19 protein-coding genes are annotated in these 24721 nt (G+C 71.2%); 6 read left to right on the top strand and 13 right to left on the bottom strand.

The window, feature by feature from the left end; translation table 11 throughout:
• Positions 1-5: 5 nt before the first annotated feature.
• The 4 genes from FHU34_RS24580 to FHU34_RS24565 form a co-directional block, all read right to left on the bottom strand.
• Complete coding sequence (locus FHU34_RS24580) at positions 6-941, bottom strand: ABC transporter ATP-binding protein (RefSeq protein ID WP_145784503.1); 936 nt, start codon at positions 939-941, stop codon at positions 6-8.
• A complete protein-coding gene (locus tag FHU34_RS24575; RefSeq protein WP_145784501.1) occupies positions 938-3967 on the bottom strand; it encodes an FtsX-like permease family protein in 3030 nt (1009 codons plus the stop codon). Before FHU34_RS24575 ends, FHU34_RS24580 begins: the two co-directional genes overlap by 4 nt.
• Before the next feature lie 79 nt (positions 3968-4046).
• The gene (locus FHU34_RS24570) at positions 4047-4694 is read right to left on the bottom strand and encodes an ABC transporter ATP-binding protein (protein WP_145785785.1); all 648 of its coding nucleotides are present in this window, start codon (positions 4692-4694) and stop codon (positions 4047-4049) included.
• 101 nt (positions 4695-4795) lie between these two features.
• Positions 4796-5995, bottom strand: a complete 1200-nt coding sequence (locus FHU34_RS24565; RefSeq protein WP_145784499.1) for a low temperature requirement protein A — start codon at positions 5993-5995, stop codon at positions 4796-4798.
• A 153-nt stretch (positions 5996-6148) separates the two neighbouring features.
• On the opposite strand from FHU34_RS24565, the gene FHU34_RS24560 reads away from it, so the two are divergent.
• Positions 6149-7312 carry a peptidoglycan DD-metalloendopeptidase family protein gene (locus FHU34_RS24560; RefSeq protein ID WP_244311818.1) on the top strand — a complete coding sequence of 388 codons (1164 nt, stop codon included), beginning with the start codon at positions 6149-6151 and terminating at the stop codon, positions 7310-7312.
• A 65-nt stretch (positions 7313-7377) separates the two neighbouring features.
• Positions 7378-8394: a peptidoglycan recognition protein family protein gene (locus tag FHU34_RS24555; protein ID WP_145784496.1), complete on the top strand. Its 1017-nt coding sequence runs from the start codon at positions 7378-7380 to the stop codon at positions 8392-8394.
• Positions 8395-8416: 22 nt separating this feature from the next.
• Here the strand turns inward: FHU34_RS24555 and FHU34_RS24550 are convergent, their stop codons facing one another.
• The 3 genes from FHU34_RS24550 to FHU34_RS24540 are packed head-to-tail and all read right to left on the bottom strand — an operon-like array spanning position 8417 to position 12150.
• On the bottom strand, positions 8417-8995 hold the full coding sequence (locus FHU34_RS24550; RefSeq protein ID WP_145784494.1) for a TetR/AcrR family transcriptional regulator: 579 nt from the start codon (positions 8993-8995) through the stop codon (positions 8417-8419).
• Positions 8996-9047: 52 nt separating this feature from the next.
• On the bottom strand, positions 9048-9713 hold the full coding sequence (locus tag FHU34_RS24545) for a hypothetical protein (RefSeq protein ID WP_145784490.1): 666 nt from the start codon (positions 9711-9713) through the stop codon (positions 9048-9050).
• A gap of 28 nt (positions 9714-9741) precedes the next feature.
• Positions 9742-12150 carry a PEP/pyruvate-binding domain-containing protein gene (locus tag FHU34_RS24540; protein WP_145784485.1) on the bottom strand — a complete coding sequence of 803 codons (2409 nt, stop codon included), beginning with the start codon at positions 12148-12150 and terminating at the stop codon, positions 9742-9744.
• A 148-nt stretch (positions 12151-12298) separates the two neighbouring features.
• On the opposite strand from FHU34_RS24540, the gene FHU34_RS24535 reads away from it, so the two are divergent.
• The 3 genes from FHU34_RS24535 (at position 12299) to FHU34_RS24525 (ending at position 16431) form a co-directional block, all read left to right on the top strand.
• Positions 12299-12946, top strand: coding sequence for a M23 family metallopeptidase (locus FHU34_RS24535; RefSeq protein ID WP_244311817.1), 648 nt, complete (start codon positions 12299-12301; stop codon positions 12944-12946).
• A gap of 74 nt (positions 12947-13020) precedes the next feature.
• The gene (locus FHU34_RS24530) at positions 13021-13251 is read left to right on the top strand and encodes a DUF2188 domain-containing protein (RefSeq protein ID WP_088990612.1); all 231 of its coding nucleotides are present in this window, start codon (positions 13021-13023) and stop codon (positions 13249-13251) included.
• A gap of 171 nt (positions 13252-13422) precedes the next feature.
• Entirely contained in the window at positions 13423-16431 is a 3009-nt protein-coding gene (locus tag FHU34_RS24525) for a fibronectin type III domain-containing protein (RefSeq protein ID WP_145784483.1), read from the top strand.
• Between the two features lie 76 nt (positions 16432-16507).
• On the opposite strand, the gene FHU34_RS24520 is transcribed toward FHU34_RS24525, so the two are convergent.
• The 4 genes from FHU34_RS24520 to FHU34_RS24505 form a co-directional block, all read right to left on the bottom strand.
• Positions 16508-17467: a COG1361 family protein gene (locus FHU34_RS24520; protein ID WP_145784481.1), complete on the bottom strand. Its 960-nt coding sequence runs from the start codon at positions 17465-17467 to the stop codon at positions 16508-16510.
• A gap of 40 nt (positions 17468-17507) precedes the next feature.
• Positions 17508-18053: a hypothetical protein gene (locus FHU34_RS24515; protein ID WP_145784479.1), complete on the bottom strand. Its 546-nt coding sequence runs from the start codon at positions 18051-18053 to the stop codon at positions 17508-17510.
• A 256-nt stretch (positions 18054-18309) separates the two neighbouring features.
• Positions 18310-19332, bottom strand: coding sequence for a DUF4331 family protein (locus tag FHU34_RS24510; RefSeq protein WP_145784477.1), 1023 nt, complete (start codon positions 19330-19332; stop codon positions 18310-18312).
• A 169-nt stretch (positions 19333-19501) separates the two neighbouring features.
• The gene (locus tag FHU34_RS24505; RefSeq protein ID WP_145784475.1) at positions 19502-20758 is read right to left on the bottom strand and encodes a glycoside hydrolase family 16 protein; all 1257 of its coding nucleotides are present in this window, start codon (positions 20756-20758) and stop codon (positions 19502-19504) included.
• 381 nt (positions 20759-21139) lie between these two features.
• Between FHU34_RS24505 and FHU34_RS24500 the strand changes: the two genes are divergently transcribed.
• Positions 21140-21538, top strand: a complete 399-nt coding sequence (locus FHU34_RS24500) for a hypothetical protein (protein ID WP_145784473.1) — start codon at positions 21140-21142, stop codon at positions 21536-21538.
• A gap of 23 nt (positions 21539-21561) precedes the next feature.
• On the opposite strand, the gene FHU34_RS24495 is transcribed toward FHU34_RS24500, so the two are convergent.
• Together FHU34_RS24495 and FHU34_RS24490 are read right to left on the bottom strand one after the other, a co-directional pair.
• Entirely contained in the window at positions 21562-23031 is a 1470-nt protein-coding gene (locus FHU34_RS24495; protein ID WP_145784471.1) for an aminotransferase class V-fold PLP-dependent enzyme, read from the bottom strand.
• Positions 23018-24700 carry an ABC transporter ATP-binding protein/permease gene (locus tag FHU34_RS24490; protein WP_145784469.1) on the bottom strand — a complete coding sequence of 561 codons (1683 nt, stop codon included), beginning with the start codon at positions 24698-24700 and terminating at the stop codon, positions 23018-23020. The genes FHU34_RS24495 and FHU34_RS24490 overlap by 14 nt, the downstream gene beginning before the upstream one ends.
• Between the last annotated feature and the right edge of the window lie 21 nt (positions 24701-24721).

The raw sequence follows: 24721 nt of genomic DNA, 5'->3' as shown, positions 1-24721 counted from the left end.
CCCGTTCAGCCTGCGTGGTCGGGCTCGTCGCCGACTCTCGCCACCCCGTCGTCCGCGCCGCCGGACGACGGGGTGGCCACGGCGCGCAGAGTCACCAACTGGTCGGTGTGGTCGACCTCGAAGAGCGTTCCGGCCGGGAAGCCGGCCAGCGTCTCGGGTGGCAACTGGATCGTGCCGTCGCCGGCCACCACGGCGAAGTCCCGCCCGTCCCGCCCCTCGGCCCCGACGCGACCGTCCCGGATCGTGACGGCGCGGCCCAACCGGGCACCCACCTCGCCGTCATGGGTCACCACGACCACTGTGGTGCCGCGCTCCGCGTTGACGGTGGCCAGCGCCGCGAGCACCTCGTCGCGACCGGACGCGTCGAGCTGGCTGGTCGGCTCGTCGACCAGGAGCAGCCCGGGCCCGGCCGCGAGCCCCTGCGCCAGAGCTGCCCGCTGACGCTGCCCCGGAGTCAGGTCGCCCACCCGCCGCGCGCTGGCGCCGCCGAGACCGACGAGGTCCAGGATCGCCTCCGGCGGATCGAGCCGGCGTCCGGCGATGCGTGCCGCAGGTCGCTGCGCCAACCAGACGTTGCGCGCCAGCGACACGTACGGCAGCAGGTTGCGTTCGGCGCCCTGGAGCACCGTGCCGACCGTGGCCCCGCGAAGGGCCGCCAAGCCCTTGGCCGAGAGCCGGGACAGCTCGTGGTCGCCCACGTGCACGCGCCCGGCGGACGGTTGCATGAGCCCGCCGAGGATCGCCACCAGAGTGGACTTTCCCGAGCCGGACGGCCCCACCAGCGCCAGCATTTCGCCCGGTGCGATCCGCAGGTCCACACCGGAGAGCGCGACGACGTCACCGGTGCCGGTGGGGTAGATGTGGATGAGCCGGTGGCAGGTGACGGCCACGCCCCCGGCCGGCCGCACGGCGGTCGGCGGCTCCTGCGGCTCGATGGTCATCGGCTGCTCCGGCGGCGCACCGAGGCGGCGACGACCCGACCGAGCACGAGCGCGGTGAGGGCGAACAGCGTGATGGTCGGCACCGTGAACAACAGCAGCCGGCCGACGTCCGGCCAGTCGGGCAACGGAACCGGCGAGCGGCCGTCACTGAACAGGCGCTGCCCACCCCGGGTGAGCAGCCAGATCATCACTGTGACGAGACCGCCCGACACTGCGGCGACGGCGACCGGCCACCCGTAACCGCCCCGCACCGCTCGTGGCGGCAGCCCCTGCCGGCGCAGCGCCACCAACATGGCCACCCGGGTACGCTGCTCGGCCGCCGCCATCGCGACCAGGCCGGCCGCCCCGATCAGCACCCCGGCCAGCGCGGCGAACAGGTTGAAGCGCAGGGCCAGCGCGGCACCCTGCCGGTCGAATTCCTGTCGTACGGCGGCGGTCGTCCGATCGGCTGTGATGACCAGACCCTGGGCGCGAAGCCGGTCGAGGACGTCGGCGGGTGCCGACGACGTCAACCAGACCTCCTCACTGCCGTTCTGGCTGGCGACGGCGAGGCGATCCGCGTACTCCAGGTCGACGACCAGACCGGTGCCACCAAGTCGCGGCAGCCGATCGGCCAGGCCCTGGACGGATGCCGTGGTCGGTGTGCCGTCGACGCCGTCGTACGGGTGGGCCCCGCCGAGCGGGGTCCCCGTCGATCCGGTCAGGTAGCCCGGCAGCGGAAACGGCGCGTCGACGACACTGATGCCGGCCGGTGTCGCCCGCCGGTTCTCGTCCACGGTGAGGACCATCGCCGTGGTCGTCGCGCTCGCGCGGGTGGTGCTCGTGTCAGACAGCCGCCACCGCGTCAGGTCGGCGAACTGCGCGCCGGTCAGCACCACCATCTCGCGTCCGCCGTCCTCGTCGCTGCTGCGTAACTCCTCGAAGTGGACCTCCAGTTGGCGGGAGACCACTGGAGCGACGATCTCGATCTTGATCAGACGGCATTCCTGCGCGCACTCGGGCACCTGGAATGGGTAAGCCTGGCGGACGGGCTCGACGTCCTTGAGGGAGGCGACCACCCGGGTGCCGTTGGCGCTGGCCACAGTGACCGCGAGGCGAACCTTGTTACCGGCGAAGGCCTCGGCGTCGAAGCTGGCGGAGAGGACCATGTCGAGCAGTTGCCCCCGGAAGTACACCGGCTCCCCGGGCGCGGCCGGGTGGATCTTCCGTGCGACGTCCGTCAGGGACACGCCGTAGGACGGATGCGGCGCTGCCACCGTCGCCAGCCGGTCGGAGTCCACAGCGAGTAGCGGTGTGCCGGCCGCGGAGGACACGCTCGTCACCACTGCGGCCATCGCGAAGCGACCCTCGGGATCGGCCGTCCGCACGGCCTTCAACAGGTGCGAACGGGACGTCGCGTCGACCTGGACCACGCGCGGCGCGCCGACCTCGACAACTGCCCGGTCGGTGTAGGCGGCCGAGGCGACCTCGCTCGTCGCGGCGGTGAAGGCGAGCATCGCGACGACCACTGTGAGAAGCGCGATCAGGGGCCGGAAGCGGGGTTGTCGGGCCACCTGCACCAGGGCGAGACCGGTGGCTGTCCGCCCGCGCGCCAGGAGCGCCGCGCCCGCCGCCGCGCCGATGATCATCGCGACCCGGGCCAGCAGCACACCTGCGGCAAGCGCCCCGGCGACCGGTGCCACCAGGGCCAGTCCGGTGGGCGATCCGCCGGAGCGTAACTGCACCACGGCGGCCACGGCGACGGACACCGCGACGACGTCACCGATGGTCGCCCGCCAGCCGCGGGTCCGTGCGGGAACCCGACGCAGCAGGTCGACGACCGAACCGGACAACATCCGAAGCTGGGCAAGCAGCACCGCGGCGAGCGCGCCGACCGCGCCGACGGCGGCGAAGCCGATCACGGTGGCGTCCACTGCGACGTCGGCCCGGGCCGGAAGGGTGTGCGCGGCGAGCAGTGTGGCGGCGGCGACGCCGCCCAGGCAGCCGAGGGGGATCGCGATCAACACGGGTACGGCGTGCTCGCCGATCGCCAGCGCCCACAGCCGTCGGCGCTGCACCCCGCGAAGCAGGAGCAGGCCCTGCTCCGGTCGGCGCTGATCCGCCGCCGAACTGACCGCGACGAACAGGACCAGCCAGCAGAGCAGGACGAGCAGCCCGGCGCCCAGCGTCACGCCGTCGGCCAACTGCCCACGTTGCAGGGCCACTCGGTCGAGTAGAAGGGACAGGCTGCTGCCGCCCCCGAGGCCCGCGCTGCTCCCGTCCCGCGTCACCACCGCGACAGCGGTCCGCAGGTCCGAAGCGGAACGGGTGTCGAGCAGGTGCTCGGTGACGTAGAGGTCGGCAATCGAGCGATGCAGGATCGCATCGTCGTCGGTCAGGGGCGCGGCCTCGGCGGTGAAGATGGCGTCCTCCGCGCTCCCCACGGCCGGAGTGCTGGACGGGCCCGCCGCGGCGGGCCGAATGTATTCCGCGCCCAGCCAGAACGGATCTGTCACGTCCAGTGGTTGGTAGACGCCGGCTACCCGCACCGGCACCACGCCGAAGGTGAACTGGTCGCCGACGGCGACACCGAGACGCGCGGCGGTCTGGGTGCTGACCATGACCTCGGGGGCCTGCCCCCGTGGAGTGGCCCGGGGGCAGGCGCCGGACAGGGTGACCCGCTCGCAGACCCCCGCGCGGAAGACCAGGCTCGAGGTCACCCTTCCGGAACGGCCGGCGGCGACGCCGCTGCTCTGCGCACCCAGGACGACCTCGAACCCGGCTGGCGTCAGCTGCCTCACCTTGTCGGCGAACGGGGTCCGCGCGGGGTCGCCGGGCATCCCCGGATATTCGACGGGTTCGGCGAGTCGCAGCCGAAGCTCGTTCGGCGTTGCCCTGGACGCCTCGTAGCGGGCCAGGGCCTGGCCGGCGGCGGCGACATAGCTCGGCGCGGCCGCGGCGGCCGCGCTCGCGAGCACAGTGAGCAGGAGCACCGCCAGGGCCTGCACCCGGCGGGCCGCGATCGCGCCCCAGATGACGGTCAGCATTGGTGCCGAGGGTATCGGCCGGGCCGACGGCCCGCCGTCCCGTGCGAACGCACCGAGCCCTGTCGGTTGTCGGGGCTCCTCAGTCGCGCAGGACCTCCGCCCGACCCTCGACGAGGTGCAGCTCCGCTTCGCAGGCGGCGGCCACCTCCGGGTCGTGGGTGGCGAACACGACGGCCGCGCCCCGCCGCGCCTCGTCGTGCAACAGGTCCAGAACGCGTTGCCGGTTGCCCGCGTCCAGCTCGCTGGTCACCTCGTCGGCGAGCAACACGCCTCCGCGCAGGGCCAGGCCGCGGGCGACCGCGGTCCGCTGCTGTTGGCCACCGGACAGCTCTTCGACGAGTTGGTCGGCCTGGCCGGCGAGGCCCAGCAGATCCAGCATCGCGGTGGTCTGCCGACGGGCCTCGGGTGGCGTCACGCCGTCGGCCACGAGCGCCACCTGAAGGTTCTCGGCGGCGGTGAGGATCGGGGCCAGACCGTTGTCCTGCGGGACGAGGACGATCCGGTGCTCGACCGCGTGGTCGCGATCGCGCAGCGGCTGCCCGTCGACGCGCACCACTCCGTCGCGTGGGCGCAGCAGCCCGGCCATCGCGTTGAGCAGGGTGCTCTTGCCGGCACCGGACGAACCGGTCAGCGCCAGGATCCGGCCGGGGCGGACCGTCACCGACACGTCCCGGAGAACTGTTCGATCCTCGCCGTAGCCGACAGACATGTCGTGGATGGTCAACATCTGCACCCGCCCTCCCCGTACCGCGTCCGCAGAGTGCCACGCCCGACGGAATCGCACAATCCTCGTCGAGGCGGCCCGCGCTGCACGGGCTTGCCTCGTCGTCAGCCGGTCCGTGCCCGTCCCGCCAGCCTCTCGTAGCTGACGATCGTGGTGAGCAGAGCCGCGAGCAGCCCCAGGGCGGCCAACGCGGGGAGGACCCGGGCCACGGGCACCAGCAGGAGCAGCACGATGACCGCGACGAGTTGACTCGGCGGCGTACGCACTGTCAGCCGGAGGAACAGGAAACGGCCGACAAGATAGAGCGCTACCCCGCCGTAGAGCACTGTCGCCGGGGCCCAACCCATCGAAACGGCGTTGTCGTCGCCTGGTCGTGCCTCGTCGGCCAGACCGTCGAGACACAGGTGGATGCCCAGGGCGAAGGAGACGACCCCGGCGACCATCGGCAGGTGCGCCAACGTGTACGCGTCCGACGCCAGCTGTTGGCGGCGTCGGGAGCGCGGTGAGGCCGCCGTCAGCGCCTCGGCGGCGGCCGGTGCGCCGCCCACGAAGTAGAGCCACCACAGGCACACGGTCGCGGCGAAGCTGAGCACCGAGGCCAGCAGCACCGGCCAACCGATCACGACGGAACCCACGCCCGCGCCGGCCGACAGCAGGGACTCACCGAGCACGATGATCAGCACCAGGCCGTGACGTTCGGCGAAGTGTGACCCGCTGCGGACCTCGCCGAAGCTGGCGGCGGTGGCGATCCGGCCGCCGCCGTAGTCGACGAGGAACGCGACGGTCCACAGCACGGTCTGCGCGGTCCCACCGAGGACGGCTCCCAGCAGCAGCGGGATCCAGGCGAGGGTGGTCGTCACGGCGAAGCGCCAGGCCTGCCGGCGGTACTGCGGGTTGCCGGATGAGGCGTAGAACATCAGGGTGAGGTGCAGGCCGCGGACCACGAGGTAGGCGATGGCCAGGGTGAGCGGTGGGCTCAACGTGCCGTCGTGGCGCTGCCAGGCCTCCGGGATCACCAGCGCGGCCACGAAGATGGCGGCCATCGCCGCGAGCATCCCGGCCAGCACGAGCCCGGTGTCCGCGCGTACCTGGTTGCCGAGCCACGCGTAGCAACTCCACGCGTACCAGAACCAGAGCAGGAGCAGCAGCCCCTGGTACAGGGTGAGCGGCCCCAGCGACTCCGCCATGAAACCGATCAGCCGGGTCAGCGCGAACACCAGGACCAGGTCGAAGAAGATCTCGAAGGTCGTGGCCCGGTGCGCCTCCTCGACCGGCACCGGCCGGGACCGAAGGGCGCGGCTCATCGGCTCATCCTCGCCGGTCGGTCACCCTGCCCGGCGGACGATGCGCGAAATCGGGGTCTGTAGAAAACCTTCGACAGCCGCGTTGACTTCGATGATTTGCTACACAACAATCGGCGTCAACATTTACGTTCGTCTCTTTATTGGGAGGGCGCGATGAGACACGGTCGACGACTGGCCGGCGGCACAGCCGCAGTCCTGCTGATGGTCACGGGCCTGATCGGGGCCGCGCCCAGCGCCGCCTCCGCAGCCGTCACCCCGGCGCTCACCGACGCGGTGACCGCCAAGCTGCTCGGCACCGTCCAGATGTCCAGCGCCGCGCGACCGGAGACCCGGGTCACCGTCAGCCGCACCAGCGGCCGGTGGGCGTTCGGCACCGCCGTCGCGCTCGCACCCCGCCAGGAGGGCGCCCACCCGACCGGCTCGATCTTCATCGCCCGATCCGAGCCCGCCGGCTGGCGAATCGCCTTCGACGGCGAGGCCGCCTTCGGCGCACTGGCCTCCGAGTCGCCCCTGACGACCAGCCAGGAGAGGGACGTGCTCACCACCACCCCCACCCCGATGTACGCGGGCGGGGACTACCGGACCGGCATGGCACTGCCCTTCGGTGTGGGCCAGACGTGGACGCTCACCAGCGGCCCACACGGCTGGGGTGGAAGCGAGTCGCCGTACAGCTCGGTGGACCTGGCCGGTGGTGACCAGGTGGTTCGCGCCGCCCGGGCCGGAGCCGCGTACACGATGTGCCAGGGGTGGATCCGGGTCATCCACGACCGGGGCTACTCGACCGACTACTACCACCTCTGGAACAGCATCTCCGTCAACGGTGCCAGCGTCGGCCAAGGTGCCGTGCTGGGCAACACCGGCACCGACGTCACCTGCGGCGGAGCCGCCTACGGCCGGCACGTCCACTTCGGGCTGCGGCAGAACAGCGCGTACGTGCCGATCGCCGGGCACGACATCGGCAAGTGGGTGCTGGCCAACGGCGCCGCCGCCTACCAGGGCGGGGCGCGGCACGGTTCGGCCTGGGCCGGTGCCGGTGCGGGTATTTACAACTACGGCGCGCTCGGCTTCAACCAGGGGGTCGTCGACGCCAACGGCGGCGGGACGCTCACCCGCCGTGCAGGGCCGGGGACCGGCTACGGCTCGCTCGGCTCGGTGGCCGACGGCGCCACTGTCACCATCTCCTGCTCCGCCAACGGCACCTCCCACACCGGGCGGTATGGCACCACGGCGCTCTGGAACCGGTTGAGCGACGGCAGTTGGGTGTCCGACGCCTACCTGTCGACAGGTGTGAACGGTCCGGTCAACGGCTGGTGTTGACGAGCCCGCCCCCGAGGTCGGCGGTCTCCACGGGCCGCCGACCTCAGTCACCGCAAGGAGCGCTGATGTCCGTTCGAGCCCTGCTCACCCTGACCACCGCCCTGACCGGAGTCGTCGTGGGCGCGTCACCAGCCATCGCCGACCCCGTCGGGACAACAGCGTCGGCCGCCCCGCTGGCCACCGCGTTCGACACCGCCGCCGCACGGTACGACGTACCGCGGGACCTGCTGGTGGCACTCGGGTACGCCGAGTCGCGCCTGGACATGAACGGCGGCGCACCGAGCGCGGCCGGCGGCCTGGAGCGCGTCGTAGTGCCCGGCGGGGTCGGCACCCTCAGCACGGACTACGGGCCGGCCGCCTGGGCACCGGCCAGCACCAGCAACTACACGGTGGCCAGTCGACCGGGCAGTCACCAGGTGAACCGCATCGTCATCCACACCGCGCAGGGCTCGTACTCCGGCACCGTCGGCTGGTTCCAGAATCCGGCCGCCCAGGCCAGCGCGCACTACACGTTCCGGTCCTCCGACGGGGCTGTCACCCAGTCGGTGCGGGAGAAGGACATCGCCTGGCACGCCGGCAACTGGACGTACAACACCCAGTCGATCGGCATCGAGCACGAGGGGTTCGTCGACAACGCCGCCTGGCTCACCGACGCGATGTACCGTGCCTCCGCCGCGCTCACCCGCAGCCTCGCCACGAAGTACGGCATCCCGAAGGACCGGGCGCACATCATCGGGCACAACGAGGTGCCCGGCGCGACCCACACCGACCCGGGCCCGAACTGGAACTGGACCTACTACCTGCAGTTGGTGAACGGGATCACCGGAGTCGGGTCCGGCACGGTGAGCACCAGCGCGAGCACCCTGAACGTCCGTTCCGGCCCCGGAGCCAACTATCCGGTCGTCGGATCCGTCGCCGGCGGTGCTGCCGTCGCCGTCTACTGTCAGGCCGTCGGCAGCACTGTGACCGGCCCGTACGGCACGACGGCAGTCTGGAACCGGATCGGCACCAACCGCTACGTCTCCGACGCGTACGTGCTCACCGGCTACGACGGGTACATCCCGAACGTGCCGCGCTGCTGAGGCGCGGTACTCCCATGACCGCTCAGGCGGGCGACGAGCCGAAGAGCAGGTCCAGGTGGGCGTCGAGCGCGCCCAGCGCCTGCTCGGCGGTGTACTGCCCGCCGAGCAGGTAGACACCCAGCCCTTCCATCAGCGCCAGCAGGCCGGCCGCGGCGGCGTCGCCCCGGCCGGCGGGCAGGACGCCGGCGACGAACTCGGTGAGCTGCCGGGTGCCCTCACGGAGGCCGGTCGCGGCGGCCGGTCGCACCGCGGTGTACGCGAGGAACGCGAGCGCCACCCGCCCGTCGTCGCGGGTGTGCTCGTCGAGGGGCAGCAGGGCGGCGAGCAGGGTCCGCAGCAGCAGCCGAGGCGGCGGGTTCTCGCCCAGCCGGGCCACCGCGTCGGTGACCCGGACCTGGCTGCGCTCGCGTACGACGCTCAACGCGAACGCCATCATCTCGTCCTTGGTCCGGAAGTAGTGCTGGACCATCCCGGCGGACACGCCGGCCGCGGCGGCCACGTGTCGGAGGCTGACGGCCTCCAGCCCTTGGTCCGCGGCGACCCGCATCAACGCGTCCGCGATGAGGGTGCGTCGCTCCTGGTGATCGACCTTCTTGGGCATGGCCTCGATCGTTTCACAGTGGGTGACCCGGACACCCCGCCAGCGGCGGTGGTTACCGGCTGACGGTGTTGCTCGTGGGGGTGCCCCGGGCGCTGCGCAGGAGGCCGTCGGGGTCGTCGGCGTACAGTCGCAGCTCGTTCGTCGGCACGGATCCGCCCTTCGGCAGGTCGAAGGTCATCGGCCGGCGCAGCAGGACGTCGATGCTCGTCTGGCTGCCGACCGAGATGGACACCACCCGCCGGTCGCCCTCCTGCTCGACCTGCACCGACCTGCTCGACGGCAGCGAGCGGTAACGCTTGCGCAGCGCCTCGACGTCCGTCCACGGGACGAAGACGTCGATGCCGGAGCTGAGCCGTACCCGCAGGCCCCGGTCGCCCACGACGTGGGGGTGGATGGTCATGCTGGCGTACAGGCCGATCATCCAGAGCAGACCCCAGACGCCGAGGCCGAGCACGATCCAACGGGCGGGCCGCCAGGGCACCACGTGGGTGACGACGACATCGAAGATTGGGATCTCCACTGCCGACAGGCCGATGAAGATGCCCAGGATCGGCTTGACCACGCCGAGGTAGCCGAACGGCTCGTCGCCGGGAGCCAGCGGCAGCGGGCGGCGTCGCGCCCACACGTACAGGCTGCGCCACGTCGCCGCCTCGGCCCGCGCCGCGCGACGCAGCAGCGGGCCCACCCGTGCCCTGGTCGGGGCCTTCGTGTCGCTCATGGTCGTCCTTCTCGGTAGCTGTCGACGGTCAGTGGAGCGTGACGGTGCCGGCGGCGCCGTCCACTGTGACGACCTGCCCCGTGCGGATCGTCCGGGTGACGTCGGGGACGCAGATGACGGCGGGGATGCCGTACTCGCGGGCCACCGTCGGGCCGTGCGCCATGATCGCGCCGGTCTCGGTGACCAGCGCCGCGGCGGTGAGGAACAGCGGCGTCCAGCCGGGGTCGGTGGTCGCGGCCACCAGGACGTCGCCGGGCTCGATGTGGGCGGTGCGCGGGTCGTGGACGACCCGTGCGGGGCCGGTCACCCGGCCCGCCGACGCGCCCACGCCGGTCAGCGTCCCGTCGCCGGAGGGCGCCGCCGGCAGGACGGCCTCGACATCCGTGCCGTCGGAGAGCAGCGCCACGGGCACCGCCGCGCGCCGTAGTTCCCGCCGGTGCACGGCCCGTCGGGCGGTGACTGTCGCACGCGGATCAACCCCCTGGTGTACGGCGCTGTGCACCTCGTCGAGAGTCAGGAACATGATGTCGTCGGGCTGGTCCAGCATCCCGGAGTCGCGCAGGTCGGCGCCGACGAGCAGCAGTTGACGGCGCGTCTCGCGCAGGGGGTAGAGCCCGGCGAACTTGCCAGCCTCGCGCAGGCCGGCCAGGGACCGTGCCCGGCGCAGCAGGAAGGCGGCGATGGTGCCCCGCACCGGCCGCCGGCGGCGGGCCCGCCGGGTCAGCTCCTGCAGAGCTGTCTCCGCTGCGGAGGCGGCCCGTTGGAAGCGTCGGTCGGGGCCCTGCTGTGGATCGGTGACCCGGAGGTAGTTCGCGACCGCAGCGAAGACCGGAGTGGGGTCTTCCTCCCAGCGCGGTACGCCGAGGTCGACCTCGGCGACGCCCCGGTGACCGTAGACGTCCAGGAAGGCGGTCATGCCGATGTCGGGCAGGGTTCCGCGCAGGTGGCGCGCGGCCAGCTCAGCCGGCGGTGTGTCGAGGAGGAGCTGACGGTGGTCGCCCGCGCTCTGGGCGAGCCGCCACAGTGCCAGGTCCATCTCGATGGTGACGTTGTGCGGCATGCCGCCCAGCACGGTGTGGATCTCGTCCGGGCCGGCGATGCCCTTGAGCAGCGCGGCCGGCAGCGCGGCGGCGAGCATCCCCGCGACGATCGGCCACATGATCGCGTCGGCGCTGTCGTCGGCGTCGGCGTGCCGTGCCTGTACGAAGCGCAGCCGGTCGGCGGCGGAACTCAGGTCGGCCGGGGCGGCCGATCGTGTCCTCATCTGCTCGATCGCCTCGAACATCCGGATCCGCGCGGTGTCGGGACGGGCCAGGGACCGCAGGATCCCCACCACCGCCCGCCGGGCCGTCCGCAGCGACGCGGCCGTCGGCGCTCCGCCGCGCCGGGCGCCGCCGCTGGTCGGGGCGAAGCGGGGATCGGCAAGCACGTGCTGCATCACCGCCTGGGCGCGTGGCCCGAAGTCGACAGCCAGGAGCTTGACCAGCCGCTTGCGGGACGACCGGTCCCGAGCCAGGTCCGTCAGGTCACCGTAGAGCCGTCCACCGATGTCGACGATCTCGACCCGCACCCCCAGCGACGCCAGCATGGCGGCGATCTGTGTCCGCAGGGTCGCCATGCCCATCGGGGTGACCGGCTGCCGCATGCCCTGGACGTGACCGAACTCGAGGTAGACCCGGGGGAGAGGTTTGTCGGTGGCGGGCGGCTGTGGAAACAGGCTGGTGATCGGTCGGCACTGGAGGAGCCACTGGACGTCGTGCGCGTCGATCGCCCACTCGATGTCCTGCGGGCAGCCGAAGTGGGCCTGGAGTCGCTCGCCGGTGGCGCGCAGGTCGGCCAGGTGCGCGGACGTCAGGCATCCGGTGTCGTCCCGGACGACACCGTCGAGGACGTAGTGGTCAACTGTCGCCGCGCCGTCCACCACTGTCGTACCGACACCCGGAGCCGCATCCACAGCCATCTCGTCGCGACGTCCGGTGAGCGGGTTCGCTGTGAACAGCACCCCGGCCGCCCGGGGCGTGATCATGCGTTGCACCACGACGGCCATCCGCACCTGCCGGTGGTCGATCTGGCGGGCGTCGCGGTAGGCGGTGGCGCGGTCGCTGTGCAGCGAATCCCAGCACTTCTCGATGGCGGCGATCAGCTGGGTGGTGCCGACCACGTCGAGCACTGTGTCCTGCTGTCCGGCGAAGCTCGCGTCGGGCAGGTCCTCAGCTGTGGCGCTGGAACGCACCGCGACCGGGCCCGCCCCGAGCCGTTCGTAGGCGGCGGCGACCTCGGCGGTGGGTATCACGCCGAGCCGGTACGCCTCGGTGGTGACGCAGAAGCCCTCGGGAACCCGTTCGCCCCGCCGGATCAGCTCGCCCAGCCCGGCGGCCTTACCGCCGACCAGGTCGAGCATCTCGGTGGTCACCTGGGACAACGGGATCACGTGCATCGGGGAGCCCACTCTCGTTGCAATACGACTGCATTGCGCTCGACCGTAGCTCGTTTACGATGCGACTGCAATGTCTCCGATTCGGGGGCGACCCATCTGGGGGCGACCCGGAGCCGCGACGTTGTCGGCGTCTGCCATGCTCGGGCCGGTGACGACCGGCCGCCCCGCCAGAGCCCGCACCCACCGCCGCCCGCGAAGCCGCATCCTCCTCGTTCTCCTCGCGCTCGTCGCGGTGGCAGCCGTCCTCGGCGTCGCGTTGGTCGTGGTGCCGATGCTGCGACCGGCGGGTCCGCGTCCGCTGTTCCAGATGCCGGTCGCCTGCGACGAGACCTGGCAGCTCAGCACCTATCCCGGCCACGACGACTACGACGTCGACTTCTTCCCGATCGAGGGCGAGGCGTGGGGGCGTCCGGTCCTCGCGTCCTATGCCGGAACGGTCACCGTGGCCGGCATCAACGGGTCGCTCGGTGGTCGTACCCCGGAGAACCCAGAGGGTCCACGCGGGCGCGGCGGCGGTTACTGGGTGAAGATCGATCACGGCGGCAAGTGGGAGACGCAGTACCTGCACCTGCTCGAACCGCCGCTGGTCGCTGTGGGTCAGAAGGTCGCCCAGGGTGAGCAGATCGGGAAACTCGGCAGCACCGGCAACTCCGGTGCCCCGCACCTGCACTACGAGCAGCGGCGCGGCTGGGAGAAGGTCGAGACCTACTTCGACGGTGAGCCGTCGGGGATCACCACCGACGACCGTGAACAGATTCTGCGGCGGGTGAGCAACAACTGCCCGGCCGTCTCGTGAGGACGGCGGTTTGCCCGGCGCGTCTCGGGGCACTGATTCGGGGAACAGTTCGGACGCGCAGGGAGGAGCTGGCCATGGCTAAGGGTGACGTCGACACGTACCACGAGGACGGGCAGTGGAAGAACAAGCCGGAGGGCAACGAGCGGGCCAGCAGCACGCATGACGTGAAGGCCGACGCGCAGGCCCAGGGCCGCGAGATGGCGGCCGACCGGGGCGTCGAACACGTGGTCAAGAAGCAGGACGGCACGATCGGGGAGAAGAACACCTATCCCCGCAGCCGCGATCCCCGGGACATCGAGGGCTGACCGCCCTCGTCCGTGTTTTCTGCGGACCGATCCCCTCGGCAGGCGCCGACGGGGGTCGGTCCGTTTTCGTCGAGGTGTCGTCGGTGTCCGGCTGTTTCCGCGTACCGAAAATATGGGTGTTTTGGGGGGTTATAGTCCGAATCGGGACTGGAGTGAAAGCTGGGAGTGGGCATGTCGCTGTGGGGCCGGCGTCGTCCGGCCAGTGCCGGTGCGCTGGTCGTCGTCCTGATCGCGGGCGTGCTCGCGTTCGGACCACTTCCGGCGTCGGCGGCCGGCTCCGTCCTGTTCGACCAGCCATTCCACAACAACACCGCGAACGGCATCGGTGCCGTGGCGGTGCCAGCCGTGCCCGGTGTCTCCGCCACCAACGCCGCCTGCCTGAGCGCCGCCGGCAACTCCACGATCGGTCCGCTGCTGAGTTGCACCACCTCCACCGATCCGCAGGGCGCGGGCAAACTGCGCCTCACCCCCGCCACCGTCAACCGGCAGGGTGGGGTGTTCAGCGCGGTGAGCGTGCCCACCTCACAGGGCCTGCACCTCACCTTCAACACCTACCAGTACGGCGGCACGGCCCCGGGCGCGGACGGCCTCGCCTTCGCGTTGGCAGCTGTCGACCCGGCCAACCCGAGGTCGCCGTCGACCCTTGGCCCGTCGGGCGGCTCGCTGGGCTACTCGGCGGCGTTCAACGGTGTGTCACCGGGCCTCTCCAACGGCTACCTGGGCGTCGGGCTGGACGTCTTCGGCAACTTCAGCAACAGCACCTACCAGGGCACCGGCTGCACGAACCCGCCGTACATCTCGACCACGAACGGGCGCGTCCCCGGCCAGGTCGTGGTCCGTGGACCGGGCCGGAACGGCGTCGGCTACTGCGCGCTCAACAGCACCGCCGGAAGCACCTCGGCACCGGCCATCCCGTTGCGGGCCAGCACCCGGGCCGCTTCCGTGGTGCCGGTCGAGGTCGTCATCAACACCACCTCGTCGCCGTACACCACCGACACCGGCATCACCACTCCCGCCGGCCAGTACCGGATCAGATTCACCCCGGTCGGCGGGCAGGCACGACTTCTGGAGGGCACGCTCCCGGTGGTGTCGCCCAGCCTGTACCCGTCGCCGACCTGGCTGAACGCCAACGGCTACCCACGGCAGCTCGCCTTCGGGTGGGTGGGCTCCACCGGCTCGGTCACCGACTTCCACGAGGTCGACGAGGCCCGGGCGGTCAGCTTCAACCAGGTGCCGGACCTGAACGTGTCGCAGACCAGCGCGGTCGGCGCTTCCACGCAACCCGGTGACCCGGTCACCTACTCGATCACCGCGGGGGTCGACGCCGGGGCCACGGAGACGGCACCGATCTCGGTGACCCAGACCCTCCCCACCGGTGTCGCGCCGCGCGCCGCCTACGGGTCCGGCTGGGTCTGCGGCGCACCCTCCGGGCAGACCATCACCTGCACCAACAGCAACGGCCCGTTCCCCGGCGGCACCTTCCTGCCACCCATCACTGTCGTCGCGACAGTCACCGGCACGGGCGTGACCCCGGCGCAGATCCAGACCGCGACCGTGGCGACCTCGTCGTCGATCGACGCGAACCCGGGGCTCGCCACCGGCACCACCCCTGTCGCGCCGGCGACCGCACCGACCGGCGTCACCGTCACCCCGGGCCAGAGCTCGATCTCCGGCGGCATCCCGGTCACCGTCGGCGGCAGCAACCTCACCGGCGCGACAGCGATCACCATCGGTACGGCCGCCGAACAGCAGGCCGGCACCTCGGTGCTGCTGGTGCCGTGCACCTCCGGCCCGGCCGCCGGCTGCTTCACGGTGAACGCGAACGGCACGCTCGCCATCTCCGCCATGCCCGCCCGGTCCGGCCCGGCCACCGTCACGGTCACGGTCGTCACCCGAGGCGCCGCCGGATCGGCGAGCTACGTCTACGCGTCCGCCCCGGGCACACCGGCCACGCCGACCGCCGTCGCGGGCTTCACCAGCGCCACAGTGACCTGGATCGCGCCGGCCAGCAACGGCAGCCCGATCACCAGTTACCTGATCACCCCGATCCGGGACGGCGTCACGCAGCCGACCCTGACGTTCGACGCCTCCACCACCAGCCGCACCCTGACCGGCCTGACCGCCGGCTCCTCGTACGCCTTCCAGGTGGCGGCGGTGAACGCGTACGGCACCGGCGCGGCCAGCCCGGCCTCGGCGGCTGTGGTCCCGTACACCCTGCCCGGCGCCCCGACGATCACCTCGGTCACCGCCGGGACCACCGCCGCCAGGCTGAGCTGGACCGTCCCGGCCAACGGCGGGTCGCCGATTACCGGGTACACAGTGACGCCCTACCTCGGCGCTGTGGCGCAGACCCCGCAGACCTTCACCGGAACCGCAACGACCCAGATCGTCACCGGGCTGACCGGCGGCGCCAGCTACACCTTCCGGGTGGCGGCGATCAACGCCGCCGGTACCGGCCCACAGTCGGCCGCCTCCGCGTCGGTGACTGTCAACCCGGCGCCGACGCTGACCTTCGCTCCGCCGCCGCCCGGCAGGGTCTACGACCCGTACCAGCACCAGCTCACAGTGACCGGCGGCACGGCTCCCTTCGCCTGGTCGGTCAGCGCCGGGAGCCTGCCCACCGGGTTGACCCTCGACCCGGCCACCGGCCTGCTCTCCGGCACACCCACAGTGTCCGGGACGTTCCCGTTCACCGTGCGGGTGACCGACTCGTACAACCAGTCCGCGACCCGACCGGTCGAGCTGGTCGTCAACCCGCTCGGTGGGCTCTCCATCAGCGTCCCGGCGATCTCCGCACTGGGCACCGTCACCTCGGGTACGACGGGCGTCTCGGGCCAACTCGGCCCGGTGACCGTCACCGACGACCGCGGACCGTTCTCCGGGAACTGGGTCAGCGTCGTCTCCAGCACGAGCTTCACCACGGGTTCCGGCTCGGGCGGGGAGACCATCCCCAACAGCAGCATCACGTACGCCTCCGGGGCCGCCCTCGCCGCCAGCGGCGTCGGCACCTTCGTCCCGCAACCCGGCGCGGTGTTGAACACCCCGCGTACGGCCGCCCAGTGGACCGGCCAGGCCGGCGGTCCGAACTCCGCCACCTGGAACCCCACCCTGTTGGTGACGCTCCCGTCCGGGGTGGTGGTCGGCGACTACGTGGCAGTCGTGACGCACTCGGTCATCTGAGGAGCCCGTCGTCGGAGACGACGCTGCCCGGCCGTTTCGCAGCGGAACGGCCGGGCAGTCCGTGCGGGCTGGAACCTCAGGCGAGCCGGGGCCGTTGCCGGCGGACGAGATACCAGCCGCCGAGGGTGACCAGCACCAGCAGGGCGATCGCGCCGACCGTGTAGACCAGCCAACTCGGCCCGGCGGACGTCGCGACAGTCATCGGCGCGGCGACGGGCAGGCTGATCGTCCCGGTCGCGGTGCGTTCCACGATGCCGCTGGCGAGTTTCGCCTGCACGTCCCAGGTCCCTGCGGGGAGCGCCTGGTTCACCTCGATCCGGACCTGGCCGCTCTGGCCGGGCAGGATCGTCACACCGTTTGTCACCTTGAACGGACCGGCCCGGACCGCCTGCCTGCTCAGCGACAGGGTGCCGGTCATGTCCAGCGCCCGCTGGCCGGTGTTGGTGACCTTCGCGGTGACCACCGGGAACTCACCGATCCCGGGTTCGGCGGCCAGCCCGTCGATGCGGAAGTCCGTCGGTGGTTCTCCACCCGGACCGACGTCCAGGTAGACCCGGATGCCCACCCGGTGGATCTGGGTGACGTTGCCGGTGCGTTCCTTCGCGCTGGTGACCTGCGCCCAGATCGCGGCGTACCGCTCGCCCTTCGAGGCCTTCTTCGGCACGGCTATCTCGACCTCGACCGGCCGTCGCTCGCCTGGGTCCAGCACCATCGTGGCGGTCTTCAACCGGATCCATCCACTGAGTTCGTTTCCCGTGCGCCCCTCCGGCACGGTGAAGGCGTTGTTCTCCACCGACGCCGCCCCGGAGTAGAAGTCGATCTCCTGCGACTCGCCGGAGGAGTTCAGCACCTCGACCCGGCGGTTGATCGTGGTCCCGGGCTTCAGGTGATCCACGATGTAGACCTGGGCGCGGGGATCCTGCACGCGGCTGGCGGGGATGTCGAGCATGCGGATGCTGATCGCGGCTTCCTCGGCGGGTTCCTGTCGGTGCTCCCGCACGGCGACGGCTGGCGCCGCCGAAACCCCGAGCGCCACGAGGGCGACCGAGGCCAGCAGCGCCAGCCGGCCGAGCGGGTCAGACCACCGAATGTGTCACCGTCCCGGTGTAGACACCCTGGACGGTGCCGACCGGTACGTTCACCACCAGGGTCGGGTTCCAGCTGGCGAAGTTGTTGCCGGTGCCGCCGGTGTGGGTCATCGCCGTCCGGGGGACGTTGATGATCACCTGCTGGGCGGCGGTCGGCTGGCCGGGCGTGAAGGTGCCGCCGCCGGCCGTCGCTGTCGCGGGACCCGACCAGTAGAGGACGTTGATGTTGGGGATCGTCTCTCCCGAGCTGCCGCCGCCGGTGACGAAGTCGGTGGAGATGACGCTGGCCGTCCAGTTGGGGGTGAGCGACCCGCGCTGGTCGAGCACCGTGACCGGGCCGAGCTGCCCGGTTACGGTCGAGCCCTCGACACCGTGTCCGATGTTCGCCGTCGCCGGAACGGTGATCGACAGACCGCCGGCGGCGTCGACGGTCAGGGTCACGATCGTGTCGCCAGTCGTGTCCGCGGCGGCCGGTCCGGCGAGCGCGACGACGGCGGCGACGCCGGCCAAGCCCGCGAGAAGTTTCCTGCGCATCGAATCTCCTTATCCTCGAATCGCCCATACAGAGCTCTCGAAGACTAACTACGCGAATCGCCCATAAATGGGCAAACAGCCCGTAGATCACCCGGTCGTCTGGCAGTCGTGAGCTGGGAAAAGTCGATCGCCCGCCGGTCGTTACGACAGCGAGCGATCGCGACTGGGTCGACAAGCCGATCCTGCAGAGAGACCGGGCCCTCGGCATGCGGCCGAGCGTCGGCTACTGGAGCCTGGCCCGCTGCGCTGCGGACCCTCAGGCCGGCACGACGTAGGGGAAGCTGCTCGCGCGGGCGGCCTTGGTGACCTCCGGGGTGAGGCCCGAGGTGGTGCCGGTGTTGAGGACCAGCGAGAACATCACCTCGGGCGCGTTGTCGGCCAGGGCGCGTCCGTTGCGGATCGCGAAGCCGTAGTTCGCGGCAGTGCCGACCGTGTACGACAGGAGGTCGGGATAGAGCTGCCGGGCGACGCTCCAGCCGTACGCCTGCGGGTCCGGTGCGGTGCCGTTTGCCGCGACGACACCCGCTACCGCGTTGGCGATCTCCTCACCGTCCTCGGCGAGGTCGCGACTGGGGTGGCGGAAGTTGGCGGGGTCCGAGAAGTCGGTGTCGTGCGGCCAGAAGATCGGCCACATCATGGGGTGGCCGGCGCGGTTGATCTGGCGCCATCCTCCGGCGTCGGTGGCCAGGAGGGTCCGACACCACACGCCGATCTCGGTGCCGTCGCGCAGCAGCGGCTCGTCGTGGGAGACCTCCAGGACGATCGACTCGACGGTCGTGCCGGCGAAGCTGTTCTTGGCCTGGTCGACGCGCCACGCCGAACGGTCCACAGTCGACCCGTCCTTGACCGCGCCGTTGATGGTGGCGAGTTCGTCGAGGTCGACGAAGAACGGGTCGGTGATCCGCCCGGCCCAGATCCGGACGTTGGTGCCGGTCGACATCTCACCGGTCCGTCCCTCGGCGATGGGAGTGCCCATCGCGGCGTCGTCGCGGGCGTCCGATCCGGTCAGCTCGTACAACTGGAAGGCCTGCTTGCCGTCGCCGTCGAGCTCACCGAAGGCGAACCGGTAGGTCAGGTCCTCCATCTCCGTGCCGTTGACGTGGATCTTGAATTCGTACCGGCCCTCGGCGTGGAAACCACGCTTGATGTCAGCCTTGGTCACCGAACTGTTGACGTCCATGACGAACACCGTGGCGCGATCGCCGTTGAAGACGAAGAGGTCGTCGATGTAGAGCTGACCGCCCTGGGCGGCGAGGGGGGTGTCGAGATGGTGCGACATGAACTCACTCCCGGAACGGCCGGATATCTGGATTGATCCGAACGTAGTGGGCGTGGGCTGGACCGGAGCGAGGGTTGGCTCGCGATTCACCCGGGCGGCGGAGCGGTCCGCGCAGGGCGGTGGGCCGCCCGAGACTGTGCTCGAACGGCCCACTCGCGGTGCCGGCGCCTCAGATGCGAGACCACTTCTGGTTGGCCGCGCCCAGGCAGTCCCACAGGTGCAGCTTGCCGCCGTTGTTGGGGTTGGCTTCCCGCACGTCCACGCACTTGTTGGCGTTGAGGTTGACCAGGTCGCCGGACCCGTTGAGGGTGAAGCGCTGCGCCGTGTTGCCGTTGCAACTGACCAGGTTGACCTCGGTGCCGTTGGCGGTGCCGGCCCAGGCGGGGTCCATGCACTTGCCCATCGCGCGGACGGTTCCGTCGGAGGCGAAGGTCCACGCCTGTGCGGCGCTCGTGTTGCAGTCCCAGATCTGCAACTTGGCGCCCTCGACCGGGTTGGCGCTGGGGATGTCGATGCAGCGACCGCTCTGCGCGCCCCGGATTCGGCTGGTGCCGGGGGCGGGGTCGCCTCCGCCGGAGGTGTAGCTGGACACCCGGACGTAGTCGACGAGCATCTGCTGCGGGAACTGCGTCGATCCGTCCGGGTAGCCGGGCCAGTTACCGCCGACCGCGACGTTGAGGATCATGAAGAAGGGGTGGTCGAACACCCACCGGTTGCCGCCGAGCCGCGCGGGGTCGACCCGGTGGTACTGCACGCCGTCCAGGTACCAGGTGATGACGTTCGGCTCCCAGTCGACCCGGTAGGTGTGGAAGCCGTCGGCGAGAGGGCTGCCCAGGGTGCGGCTGCCGGTGATGCCGCCGCCGCCGGAGTAGCCGGGCCCGTGCACGGTGCCGTACACGGTGTTGGGCTCCCGGCCGATGTTCTCCATGATGTCGATCTCGCCCGCGTCGGGCCACCCGCCGCCGGTGCCGAGCATCCAGAACGCCGGCCAGATGCCCTGACCACGCGGGATCTTGATGCGTGCCTCGAACCGGCCGTACGTCTGCGTGAAGGTGGCCGCCGACAGCAGTCGGGCCGACGTGTACTCGCAGCGCCCGTAGTGGCACTGGTAGTTGGCGGGGTTGTCCCGGCGGGCGGTGATCACCAGGTTGCCCTGGCCGTCGTGGACGGCGTTGCTGGTGCTGCTCGTGTAGTACTGCCGTTCGTTGTTGCCCCAGCCGCCGCCGCCGATGTCGAACCGCCACTTGTTCTGGTCGACGGGCGTGCCGGCGGGGGAGTTGAACTCGTCCTGCCAGCTGATCGGGCCGATGGCGGCCTCGGCCCGATCGGGCTGCGGCGGGACGACGAGTGCCACGGTGGTGGTGACCAGCGCGGCTGCCGCGAGTACGAATGGTCGGAAGCGGAGTCTGGGGCGGGCTGTGAACACGGGAGGCTCCTCAGCGTGGGGTGATGGAGGCGTCGTGACGAAGAGGCGGAGAGCGCTCTCCAAACTGAAGCATGTCGATGTCGAGTCCTTTCTGTCAAGAGTGTTTCCAATATGACAACCGTCCGTTACCGCCCGATGCTGGCCAGTGAGCGGCGGGATGTCGGAGTGCGACGAGGGCGCGAGGCTCGTCGATGTCTCCGAGGTGGACGGCGGTAGCCCATCGACGGAGGTCGGGAACCCCGACCGTTACTCGATGGCGGTCGAATCGACCCTTCCTATTGCCGTGGGGCGTCCAACCGGGACAGGATGGCGAGGCGTGTGGGAAACCTCCTCGTAACCTGCGCGCTGCTGGTCTCTGTCACAAGGAAGTGGGAGTCAGTCATGAGCGACGCGTCGACGGCGCTGGGTGTGCGCCTCTACCCGGACCTGGTCGAGCACGGTGGTCTGGCCCCCGCGCTCGTCGAGACCGCCACCCGCCACGGGCTCGACATCGGCCGGGTGAGCGCCCCCGACCAGGGGCGCAGCCGGTTCAACTGCGCCGAACTGCACTCCGACCAGGGCGTGGTCTGCGTCAAGCTGGGCTCGCAGGCCCGATACTTCATGATCGACCTGCGGGTCTCCGGCGAGGTCCTCGCGCGCGGCGACGTCATGGACCTGTTGCAGGTCGCCCAGGTGGCCGCGGCCTGGCGGGCCGGGCTGGCGTTCACCGAGCTGACCGCCCGGTTCCCGTTCATGGAGGAGATCAAGCACCGCCCGGCCCCGGTGGCCCAGGTCAGCTAGGGCCGCGCTGGCCCGCGCTGCCGTCAGCAGCGCAGTCGGGGTGGCAGAGGTGACCCCACCCCGACGTCACGGTTCAGGTACGTCGACTGCACGAAGGCGACGAGACGCTCCGCGTCGGTCGCGGTCGACGCCAGCCCGAACGAGACGCGTACCGCGCCGCCCGTCGGTAGCCGCAACGCGTCGAGATACTGGTCGATCGTGTCGACCCGCGCCAACAGCCGCTGCCGCACCGACTCCCTCCTGATCCCGAACGCGCCCTCACCCGCGCCCGGATTGCAGAAACAGCCGGTACGCAGCGAGAACCCGGCTGCCGCGGACTCCCGTGCGACGAGCCGTTCGTCGACCAGGGTGCCGTCCGGGTGGCGGAGGTTGAACGCCACAGTCCCGCCGCGCCCCGCACCCGTCGTCGGCCCGTACACCTGCACCAGGGGCCCGCCGGTGTCGTGCCGCAGCGTGGTCAGCCGTTCCAGCAACCACTCGGTGAGCAGGGCGACGCGGGTGTGGACGAGGTCGACGCCGATCGAGTCGAGCCACCGCAACCCAAACTCCACGTCCGGGATGCTCAGGAAGTTGAGTGTGCCGTCCTCGAACGCCGACTCGTCGTCCGTCGACCGGTGCCAGTCGCCCTGCACGCTGACCGCGCGGATGGTGCCGCCGGCGAACCACGGCCGGCGCAGCCGGGCAAGGGCGTCGCGGCGGGCCAGCAGCGCGCCGACCCCGGTGGGGTAACCGAAGAGCTTGTACCAGCTCAGGCACACGAAATCAGGCTTGACCACGCTGAGGTCCAACCGGTTCGTCGGCGCGAACGCGGCGGCGTCGAGCAGCACGTCGTACCCGCGCTGGTGCGCCACCTCCACCCAGCCCAGCGGGTGCTGCACGCCGGAGAAGTTGCTCTGCGCCGGATAGGCGAACAGACCCCGACCACCGGCCCGACCCCGTCGGCCGACCAGGCTGCCCCGGCCGGCATCGAGCACCGCGACCAGGTCAGACTCCGCGACCCGCAGGTCCGGCCCGCTCAGCGGTACGTAGCGCGTGGTCGCGCCGGCCGCCCGGGCGTACTCGCGGACACCGTTGACCGAGTTGTGGTTGTCCCAGGTCAGCACCAGCCACGCGCCCCGACGGAAGTCGTACGCCTCGCCGACCAGCCGGCAGGCGCCGCTGGCGTTCGGGGTGAAGACGACCGTGTACTCGGCCGGATCCGCGTGGAAGAAGTCGAGCACCGCGCGTCGGGCCGACTCCACCAGCGAACCCGCCGCGCTGCTGGTGGGATTCTCCGAGTGCGGGTTGCCGTACAGGCCGGCGAGCAGCCGATCGTGATGCTCGCGTACCTGGGCCTGTGCGGCCACCCCCGCCCCGGCGTAGTCGAGGTACACCTGCCCGTTCCGGTCCAGGTGGTGGTACTCGGTGGCCCGCAGGTCGTCGATGCGGCTCGTGGCGGCGTATCCGGGCCACGCCGTCGGCGAGGTGGGCGCTGCCGGCTCACGGGTTGCCACGGGAGTCCCTTCGTGCCAGCACCGCCCAGGTGGCGCTCAGGAAGAGCACCACGAAGCCACCGAGCACCAGCCAGTTCACCCACACCGGCCGGGAGAAGCTGTCGCCGTACGTGGCGAGCAGCGGCGGGCCGAGCGGGGAGCCGCCGTCCCGCCAGAGTCGCTCCACCCCCGCGGTGTGCCCCAGGGCCTCGAACGCCCACCGGTTCGACATCGCGAAGCTGAGCCACTGCCCGCCGACCGCCATGGCCGGCACCGGCAGGATCGCGCCGACGAACAGCACCTGCGGGAAGCACAGCATCGGCAGCATGAGCGTGGCCTGTGCCGCGTCGGACACGGCCGCGGAGCACAGCAGACCGAGGGCGAGCGCGGCCGTCGAGGAGAGCAGCAGGGTCGCGTACAGGGCGGCGAAGTCGGGGCCGTCGACAGGTGGCAGCCGGTCGATGCCGCGCAACACCCCGAGCAGGGCCAGGTCCACCAGGGCCAGCAGCGGCAGCAGCACCGCGACCTTCCCCATCAGGTACGGCACCAGCCGGACACCCGCCAGCCGCTCCCGACGCAGGATCGGTAGCTCGGTGCAGATCTGGAGCAGCCCGTAGGTCAGCCCGAAGAAGAAGCCGCCGAACGCGATCCAGAACAGGATCATCACCGTCACGGTGGGGCTCGGCCGGCTCGGCTCGAACGCTCCCGGACGGAAGAGCAGCGCGAACATGCCGAGCACCATCAGCGGCGAGCCGAGCAGGATCGCCAGCGTCAGCCGGTTGCGGGCGACGATCTCCGCGTTCCGTGCGGTGAGGACGGACCACTGACGCAGCCGGCCGACGGGCACCGGCGCGGCGCTGTCACCAGCGTGGGTGGGACGGGCTGCTGATTCGGCGTCGCGCCGCTGCTCGGCGAAACGGTCAGGCCACTGGGTGGGGTGCGTCGCCTCGTCGAGACGGAGGTGCACCTCGACGAGGGACCGCAGGCCGAAGAACTCCCGGGCTGCGGCCGGGGTGCCGCTGAACGCCAGGCGGCCGTCTCGGGTCAGCACGACCACCCGGTCGCAGTGGTCCACGTCGGTGATCTGGTGGGTGGTGAGCACTACCGTCGTCCCCGCGTCGGCGAGGGTGCGGAGCACCTGGAGCAGCTCCACCGCGATCGCCGGGTCCAGCCCGGAGGTGGGCTCGTCGAGGAGGAACACGCCGGGCCGGGTGAGCAACTCGACAGCGATGCTGGCGCGTTTGCGTTCACCGCCGCTGAGCAGGCCCACCGGTGTGTCGGCCCGTTCGCTGAGTCGCAGCTCGGCGAGCACCTCGGCGACCCGGTCGCCGACCTCGGCCGTCCCGGTCCCGGAGGGGAGGCGCAGTCGGGCGGCGTACCGCAGGGTGCGGGCCAGGGGCAGCTCCCGGTGGATGATGTCGTCCTGCGGGACGAAACCGATGGCGCCCGGGTCCGCGGTGCCGTCGTACGTCACGGTGCCCGCCGTCGGTCGCCGTACGCCCCCGAGCAGCTCCAGCAGTGTGGTCTTACCGGCGCCGCTGGCACCGATGATCGCGACCAGTTCGCCCGGCGCGATGGCCAGCGAGACGTCGTCCAGGATCTGACGACCGCCTCGGACGCTCTGGCCCAGCCCGTTGGTGGCGATGCCGACGCCGGTGCGCGGGGGAGTCGTGGTCTGCTCGGTCGTCATGTCGGGTGCCCGATCGGGTCG

The sequence above is a fragment of the Micromonospora taraxaci genome, assembly GCF_007830095.1.
In the GTDB taxonomy this organism is placed as follows: Bacteria; Actinomycetota; Actinomycetes; order Mycobacteriales; family Micromonosporaceae; genus Micromonospora; species Micromonospora taraxaci.
The sequence above is the reverse complement of the archived record's forward strand: the minus strand, read 5'-3'. Positions and strand labels throughout refer to the sequence as shown.

Excerpts from the sequence above, each read along its gene's own strand:
- FHU34_RS24510 (WP_145784477.1), bottom strand. The coding sequence starts at position 19,332 with ATGTCGCACCATCTCGACACCCCCCTCGCCGCCCAGGGCGGTCAGCTC.
- FHU34_RS24555 (WP_145784496.1), top strand. The coding sequence starts at position 7,378 with ATGTCCGTTCGAGCCCTGCTCACCCTGACCACCGCCCTGACCGGAGTC.
- FHU34_RS24545 (WP_145784490.1), bottom strand. The coding sequence starts at position 9,713 with ATGAGCGACACGAAGGCCCCGACCAGGGCACGGGTGGGCCCGCTGCTG.
- FHU34_RS24540 (WP_145784485.1), bottom strand. The coding sequence starts at position 12,150 with ATGCACGTGATCCCGTTGTCCCAGGTGACCACCGAGATGCTCGACCTG.
- FHU34_RS24530 (WP_088990612.1), top strand. The coding sequence starts at position 13,021 with ATGGCTAAGGGTGACGTCGACACGTACCACGAGGACGGGCAGTGGAAG.
- FHU34_RS24500 (WP_145784473.1), top strand. The coding sequence starts at position 21,140 with ATGAGCGACGCGTCGACGGCGCTGGGTGTGCGCCTCTACCCGGACCTG.
- FHU34_RS24560 (WP_244311818.1), top strand. The coding sequence starts at position 6,149 with ATGAGACACGGTCGACGACTGGCCGGCGGCACAGCCGCAGTCCTGCTG.
- FHU34_RS24575 (WP_145784501.1), bottom strand. The coding sequence starts at position 3,967 with ATGCTGACCGTCATCTGGGGCGCGATCGCGGCCCGCCGGGTGCAGGCC.
- FHU34_RS24580 (WP_145784503.1), bottom strand. The coding sequence starts at position 941 with ATGACCATCGAGCCGCAGGAGCCGCCGACCGCCGTGCGGCCGGCCGGG.
- FHU34_RS24525 (WP_145784483.1), top strand. The coding sequence starts at position 13,423 with ATGTCGCTGTGGGGCCGGCGTCGTCCGGCCAGTGCCGGTGCGCTGGTC.
- FHU34_RS24490 (WP_145784469.1), bottom strand. The coding sequence starts at position 24,700 with ATGACGACCGAGCAGACCACGACTCCCCCGCGCACCGGCGTCGGCATC.
- FHU34_RS24550 (WP_145784494.1), bottom strand. The coding sequence starts at position 8,995 with ATGCCCAAGAAGGTCGATCACCAGGAGCGACGCACCCTCATCGCGGAC.
- FHU34_RS24570 (WP_145785785.1), bottom strand. The coding sequence starts at position 4,694 with ATGTTGACCATCCACGACATGTCTGTCGGCTACGGCGAGGATCGAACA.
- FHU34_RS24565 (WP_145784499.1), bottom strand. The coding sequence starts at position 5,995 with ATGAGCCGCGCCCTTCGGTCCCGGCCGGTGCCGGTCGAGGAGGCGCAC.
- FHU34_RS24515 (WP_145784479.1), bottom strand. The coding sequence starts at position 18,053 with ATGCGCAGGAAACTTCTCGCGGGCTTGGCCGGCGTCGCCGCCGTCGTC.